Genomic DNA, 6,736 nt, shown 5'->3' on the forward strand with positions numbered 1-6,736 from the left:
CATGCAGACCATGCGGCAGGGGCGCCGCCACACGGGCCGTCAGCACTTCACCCGCATCAACTACGGCGACTTGCGCGGCCGCGACGACCTTCAGGATCGGCTCGCCTGCGCGCACGCTGCGGCCCGGCATGATCGCCTGAACCGAGGCGGCGCCGCCCACGACCACCACCGGCGTGACCAGACTGATCGCGCCGTCAGCAATGACGTTCAGGTCCAGCGTCAGCAGAGGATCGCCCGCCCGGACAGCCGCCCCTTCCGCCACATGAGCGGCGAAGCCCGCGCCGTTCAGGCCGACCGTATCCAACCCGACATGGATCAGGACCTCGACCCCTTCAGCAGAGCGCACGGTCACCGCATGGCGGGACGTCGGCAGGCCGACGACCACGCCGTCAAACGGGGCGCGCACCACCGTATCCGTCGGATCGACGGCTGCGCCCTCGCCCACCATGCCCCCGGCGAAGGCCGCGTCCGGAACGTCGGCCAGAGGCGTCAGCCATCCGGCCAGGGGCGCGTGGACGATCACTTCGTGCCTTGGGACTTCAGTCACAGACGCTGGACTCACACTCACCGGGCGGCTCCGATACGCACCCAATCCACCGCCCAGATCGGATCAGGGCCGGAAACAGCGAACCGCAGACAGACATCGTGACGACCGGCGACATCGGGCAACTGACCGGTCAGGACCGTAACGCCCGGATTGGCGGCAGCCGCTTTCAGAGGCAGGACCAGAGCCGGTTCACCGTCACAACCGTCGATGCGGACTTCCAGTTCGCCTTCCGCCGTGCGGGGGGCAGAGAATTTGATCTTCTCCTTGTCAGCGCCGATCTGGAAGTTGAACGGAACCTGCCCCACCGCGACCTCTATGGACTTTCCGCCGCTCAGATCCGCCGCCTGATAGGTCCAGCAGGGGTTCATAATATCGACCAGGAAGACTGGACGATCTCCCTCCAGCGGCCAGTCGTCAATCAGCGACAGGGCCAGCCCCTCGGTGCACAGCTTCAACTGATAGGAGTGGCGTTGCTGTCCATCGGCAGGCAGCGCCGGCGTCGGTTCAAGCCCGGTGGTCGCGTATTCGATGCCCAGCGCCCGATAGCGCGCCAGCTGCGGGTTCAGGCGCTGGCGGAAGTCGTCCCAGTTCATCCGATCATGGCCGGTCCAGGCCACTTCGGCGATGGCGGCGGCGCGAGGGAAGGCCATGTATTCGACCCGGTCCTGCGTCCGCATATGTTCGGTGAACAGATTGGCCTGAACGCCCAGCACATGCTTGACCTGTTCCGGCGTCAGTTCGTCCGGGGCCGGATCAAACCGATAGACGTCTTCCAGCGATACGACAAAGCCACGCCCGGGCGCGCCGTCATTGGCGCTCTGGCGGTTGTCGAAATACAGCACCGGCGCTGGCGACAGGACCGTGTCATGGCCCAGCCGCGCCGCCTCGATGGCGCCCGCCACACCGCGCCATGACATGACGCTGGCGTTCGGATTGATGCCGCCTTCAAGGATTTCATCCCAGCCGATCATGCGTCGGCCCTTGTCGTTCAGGTGCTTCTCCAGCCGGGCGATCATCCAGCTTTGCAGCTTTTCCTCGTCCGCAACGCCCAGTTCGCGCATGCGCTGCTGAGTGCGAGGCGAGGCCTTCCACTCATCCTTGACCGCCTCGTCGCCGCCCAGATGAACGTATTCGCTGGGGAACAGGTCGACGACCTCGTCCAGCACGTTCTCGAGGAAGACCAGGGTCGATTCCTCGGCGTTGAACAGGGTCGGATAGACGCCCCAGTCGGCAGGCACGGCGGGAACCGCTGATCCCGGCGCATCGGTGACGCCCAGTTCGGGATAGGCGGCGATGGCCGCACTGGCGTGACCCGGCACATCGACCTCGGGCATGACGACGATGTTGCGGGCGGCGGCATAGGCGACAATCTCGCGCACCGTCTCCTGACTATAGACGCCGCCGTACAGGCGCGGACGGCCGGTGGCTGGATCGATGTCAGACTGGGCCGCAGCCCCCGCTGGCACGCGCCAGCCGCCGATCTCGGTCAGGCGGGGATAGCGTTTGATCTCCAACCGCCAGGCCTGATCATCGGTCAGGTGCCAGTGGAAAACGTTGAACTTGTGCACCGCCATCCAGTCGATGAAGCCCTTGATGAACTCGGGCGACTGATAGTGGCGGGCGGAATCCAGCATCAGGCCGCGCCATGTGAAACGCGGCGCATCCTGGATGGAGACGGCGTGAATGACCGCTGGCCCATGACCTTCCTCGGTGGTCGCCAGTTGCCACAGGCTGACCGCGCCATACAGAAGCCCGCCGAAGTCATTGGCCGAAATCTCGGCGCCGCGATCGGTGACCTTCAGGCTGTAGGCGTCGGCGGCGGCGGTCTGGGCGCGACGGAAGATGATGGCGCCGCGTGCAGGCGCACGTCCCTCGCGCACGCTCAGCGTCAGGCCGCGGGTGCGCTGGATCAGATCAGCGAAATAGGTTGCGGCGCGCGCGGCCTCGGCATCGCCGCGCGGGGTGATGACGGACAAGGCCAGCACGGCCGCAGCCAGTGGGGCCAACATCGGGGCGAACCGGGTCGCCAAGGAAGCGGTCTGGGTCATGCACGGTCTCGCATCAAAAAAGGCGCGCGGGACGTCGCCGCCCCGCGCCAGTCTGGCCTCAGGAGAAGGCCTTTTCGACAGGCGCAGCGACCCGGATTCGACAAGAATGCGTCATCCGGGCCGCCCGGCCCTTAGAACGAGACGCTGAGCGTCGCCAACAGCTTACGGCCGGTGCGGTAGATGCCGCGCGGCAGGTTTTCCTTGTTGGCGTACGAATAATATTCGCTGTCCAACAGGTTCTGACCTGACACCGTCAGGCTGACGCTGTCCGTAAAGGCATAACCCGCTGTGGCGTCCAGACCGGTGTAGGCGCGGACATACAGGTTGTCGCCGCGGTCGATGCCGGTGAAATACTTGGAGCGCCACGTATAGGTGACCCGCGCCGAGAACGGACCCGATTCATAGAATGGGCTGATGTTCAGCTGGTGCTTGGAGTTGAAGGGCAGATCATTACCGCCGTCCGTGCTGCCATCGACATAGGTGTAGTTGGCTAGCAGACCCAGGCCATAGGCGTAGGTTTGCTGGTAGGCGAAGGTCGCGCCTTTCAGATCCGCCGGTCCCGCATTGATCGGGCGGCTGATCTCATAGGTCGTGATCTTGTTTAGAGCCTGGTTAAAGCGATCTTCCGGGTTCGTGATCTGCAGAATGTAGTTGTCGATCTTCTTATAGAAGACCTCACCCGACAGGATCGCGTTACGGGCGAAGTACCATTCCGCCGCCAGGTTCAGGTTGGTGGACTTGTAGGGGTCCAGATCAGGATTGCCGCCGCCGCCGGTCAGGATCTGATCCGACAGCCAGAAGTAGTTGGACATGTCGGCATAGTTCGGCCGCGAAATGACCTGAGCCGCAGCCAGACGTACGATCACATCCTCTGATGCATTGATGGCGACGTTCAGGCTCGACAGGATATCGTCATAGCTCTTCTTCTTGACGTCCCAGGCCCAGTCGGCAGCCGTCGTGCCGCAACCATCACCGACCTGTTTGACGCAGACATAGCCACCGCTTTCGGATTCCGTGCGGACGTAACGCAGACCAAAGTTACCGCGAACCATCTGGTTCTCGAAGTTGACCTGACCGTAAACGGCGTTGATCGTCTCTTGAATATTCCAGTTCTGGGCGGTGAACTCGGCGTTGCCGAAGACGGTCGGAACCGGCTTGGGCTGCCAAGGCCGCAGATAGCCGCCCGCTTCGATGTAATCGGCCAGAACCCGGCCATCCATGCGCAAACGACCCTTCATCTGGTCATTCACGCCATCGAAGCCACGCAGATAATTGTCCGGCGCGACCGTAGGTTTGAACTTCGAGGCGTCGTCCGGGTTGCCATAAACCTGGACCGTCACGCCCGACATCTTCTGGTCGGTCTCGTGGGAGCGGTACTTATAACCGAACTGGATGCGGTTGACGAAACCGTCACGGTTATAGCCTGCGTCGAACTGGGCGTAAGTTTCTTCGTCCGTCGTCGGCTTGGAGACGATGTTGCCGCCCCAACCGGCGTTGTAACCGGTGGGACCAACCGACGGATCACCGCCACCCCAGCCGCCATCGAATGAGAAGGCCTTGGCATTGTTCAACACATTGCCATTGGCATAGGTCAGCACGCCCGGCTTGCCCGGCGCGCCCGTGAAATCGACCGTATAGTCAGCCCAGTTCAGGAACTCTCCGAACAACTGACGTTGGGTGCCGCCTTCAGCCTTGGTGTAGCCGATGTCGCCCGCGATGTCCCAGGAACCCGCATTCCACTTGCCGTTCAGGTGGTAGCTGTCGGTGGTCAGGGCTGCTTCGCGATACTGCACGTCCCAGACGCTGAGCGCGTTCTTGAACGAGGCCTTGGTGATGACGCCGTCGTCCACCTGAATCGCCGTTAAGGCGGCGAGGCTGTTCCAGGTGTTTCCCTGGAAGGCGAACATGGCCTGAGCCGTGTTGTCATAGGTGGCGTCAACACGCAGCCAGTCGAAGTTCAGGTCCAATTGCGCATTCGGACGCCATTGAACGGCGGCGGTGTAGCTGTTCCGTTCGCGCGACTGTTCGAAATAGGAGGTGCCGAACGAGTTCAGGCCTCGTGCATTCGGATTGGCCTGCAGGGTGGTGGCGCAGGCGCCGGTGCAGTTGCCGTTCGTGATGGCGTTGGCGCCGGGGTTATCGGCGTTTCCACCCATATAGTAGTTGGCGGGAATCGTGCCGAACGCCTCCAGACCGTCGCGACGCAGCTGGTCTACTGCGCGCTGGGCCGAGACCAGGACGCCGAAGGTGGCGTCGGCATTGCGCCAGCCGGCCAAAGCCGACAGTTGCGGATCGCCTTCCTTGGAGCGGTCATTATAGAGGTAGGTCACCGCGCCCGAGAGCGTGTGCTGAGCCAGGTCCAGCGGGCGACGGGTCGAGACATTGACCGTGCCGCCGATGGAGCCTTCGTCGATGCGGGCTTCCGGCGACTTGAACACCTCGACCTTGCCGACGATCTGCGGCGCCAGCAGGGCGTAGTTGAAGGTCCGGCCCGGCTGGTCCAGCAGGAACCAGTCCGCCGAGGCGACCGTCTGGCCGTTCAGCAGAGTGCGGTTCAGGGCCGGATCAGTGCCCAGGATCGAGACTTTTTCACCCTGACCGAAGGCGCGGTCGACGGTGACGCCCGGAATGATGGTGATGGCTTCAGCCACGTTGGAGCTGGGGAACTTGCCCACATCTTCCGCGGTGACGACGTCAACGATGGCGTTGGCGTTACGCTTGGTGTCGATGGATTGCCGCAGCGAAGCGCGGATGCCGGTGACGACGACTTCGTCGACCGTGCTCGGTTCCCCCGCCTGCTGCGCAAATGCCTGACCGGCCAGCAGCGACAGAGCGCTGACTGAACTCGCCAGGATTGCATGATGAATACGCATACGCCTGTTCTCCCCAGAACGAACCTGCCCCCGCAGGTCCAGAAAAGCCCAATGCAAGACCAATATGGCCCTTCCCCGCGCCGCTAATGCTTGAAAAGCGACCGTTGCATCGTGAGACTTTCATCAATCCATCACACCACGCAAGACCAAAATGTGAATTGGGCCTATTCTTTCTTTATATTGGTACTTGATTGGTCGCATGAGATGGGCTCAGATGACATCAACACCAACCCGGGGGCGGGCAATTGGGAATCGGCGTCATGTCGTTTGTCGAAGCGATCGGACCGCTGGACGCACAGCGTCCGGCGCCGCTGTATCAACAGCTCCAGCACGCCGTGCGCGAAGCGATCGAGCGCAGCACGCTCAAGCCTGACGAAGCCCTGCCGCCCGAGCGCGATCTGGCGCAGGAGCTGTCGGTTTCGCGCATCACCATCCGAAAGGCCTTCGACGGTCTGGTGGCAGAGGGCCTGCTGACCCGTCGCCAGGGCGCAGGCACTTTTGTCGCCGCCCGCGTCGAGAAAAGCTTCTCCAAGCTGACCTCCTTCTCCGAGGACATGGCCGCACGTGGACGCAAGGCCACCAGCTCCTGGCTGAACCGCAGCGAGGGCGCCGTGACGCCCGAGGAATCCCTGACCCTTGGCCTCAGCCCCGGCACGCCCGTCTATCGTTTCAGCCGTATCCGCTATGCCGACGGCCTGCCGATGGCGCTGGAATATTCGACCATTCCCGCCTCCTGCCTGCCGGGCATAGAGGCGGTGACCGCCTCGCTCTATCTGGCCCTGGCCGATGCCGGCTTCCGGCCCAACCGCGCCCTGCAAAGGCTGCGCGCCGTGTTGTTCAACACTGAACAGGCCGAATTGCTGGGCACCACCGCAGGCGCTGCGGGTTTGTTGATCGAGCGCCGCGCCTTCCACAACGGCCAGGCGGTCGAAGTGACCCAATCCTATTATCGCGGCGACGCTTACGACTTTGTCGCCGAACTGAACGACGGACCCGGTTGATGCACGCCCAAGACACCCGAATGTTCATTGAGGCGGCCGAAGCGCCCGCTCTGGTCGCCGCCCAGCTGGGCGCCAACGCCGAGGTCGTGGCCCGCGCCGCCGAACATCTGCGCCGTCACCCGCCGACCGCCGCCCTGATCTGCGGGCGCGGCAGTTCCGACAACGCAGGAGTCTTCGCCCGTTATCTGATCGAAGGTGAAACCGGCGTCCTGACCAGCCCGGCCCCTCTGGCCGTCAGCTCGGTCTATGGCCGCACGCCTCGCATCG

The 6,736-nt window shown here is 63.4% G+C and carries 4 protein-coding genes and 1 pseudogene; 2 read left to right on the top strand and 3 right to left on the bottom strand.

Annotation, left to right across the window (positions count from 1 at the left end; genetic code table 11):
• From QZ281_RS01240 to QZ281_RS01250, 3 genes are all read right to left on the bottom strand, one after another.
• The coding region (locus tag QZ281_RS01240) for a glucose PTS transporter subunit IIA (RefSeq protein ID WP_292223761.1) at positions 1-547 on the bottom strand (547 nt) is incomplete at its 3' end.
• Between the two features lie 17 nt (positions 548-564).
• Positions 565-2,595 (bottom strand): family 20 glycosylhydrolase, encoded by a 2,031-nt coding sequence (locus QZ281_RS01245; RefSeq protein ID WP_292223763.1) that lies wholly within the window; start codon positions 2,593-2,595, stop codon positions 565-567.
• 131 nt (positions 2,596-2,726) lie between these two features.
• Positions 2,727-5,468, bottom strand: coding sequence for a TonB-dependent receptor (locus QZ281_RS01250; RefSeq protein WP_292223766.1), 2,742 nt, complete (start codon positions 5,466-5,468; stop codon positions 2,727-2,729).
• Positions 5,469-5,728: 260 nt separating this feature from the next.
• Between QZ281_RS01250 and QZ281_RS01255 the strand changes: the two genes are divergently transcribed.
• A complete protein-coding gene (locus QZ281_RS01255) occupies positions 5,729-6,469 on the top strand; it encodes a GntR family transcriptional regulator (protein WP_292223768.1) in 741 nt (246 codons plus the stop codon).
• Positions 6,470-6,489: 20 nt separating this feature from the next.
• A pseudogene (locus QZ281_RS01260) lies at positions 6,490-6,736 on the top strand (iron dicitrate transport regulator FecR); the annotation flags it as partial.

The sequence above is a fragment of the Brevundimonas sp. genome, assembly GCF_018608325.1.
Lineage (GTDB): Bacteria > Pseudomonadota > Alphaproteobacteria > Caulobacterales > Caulobacteraceae > Brevundimonas.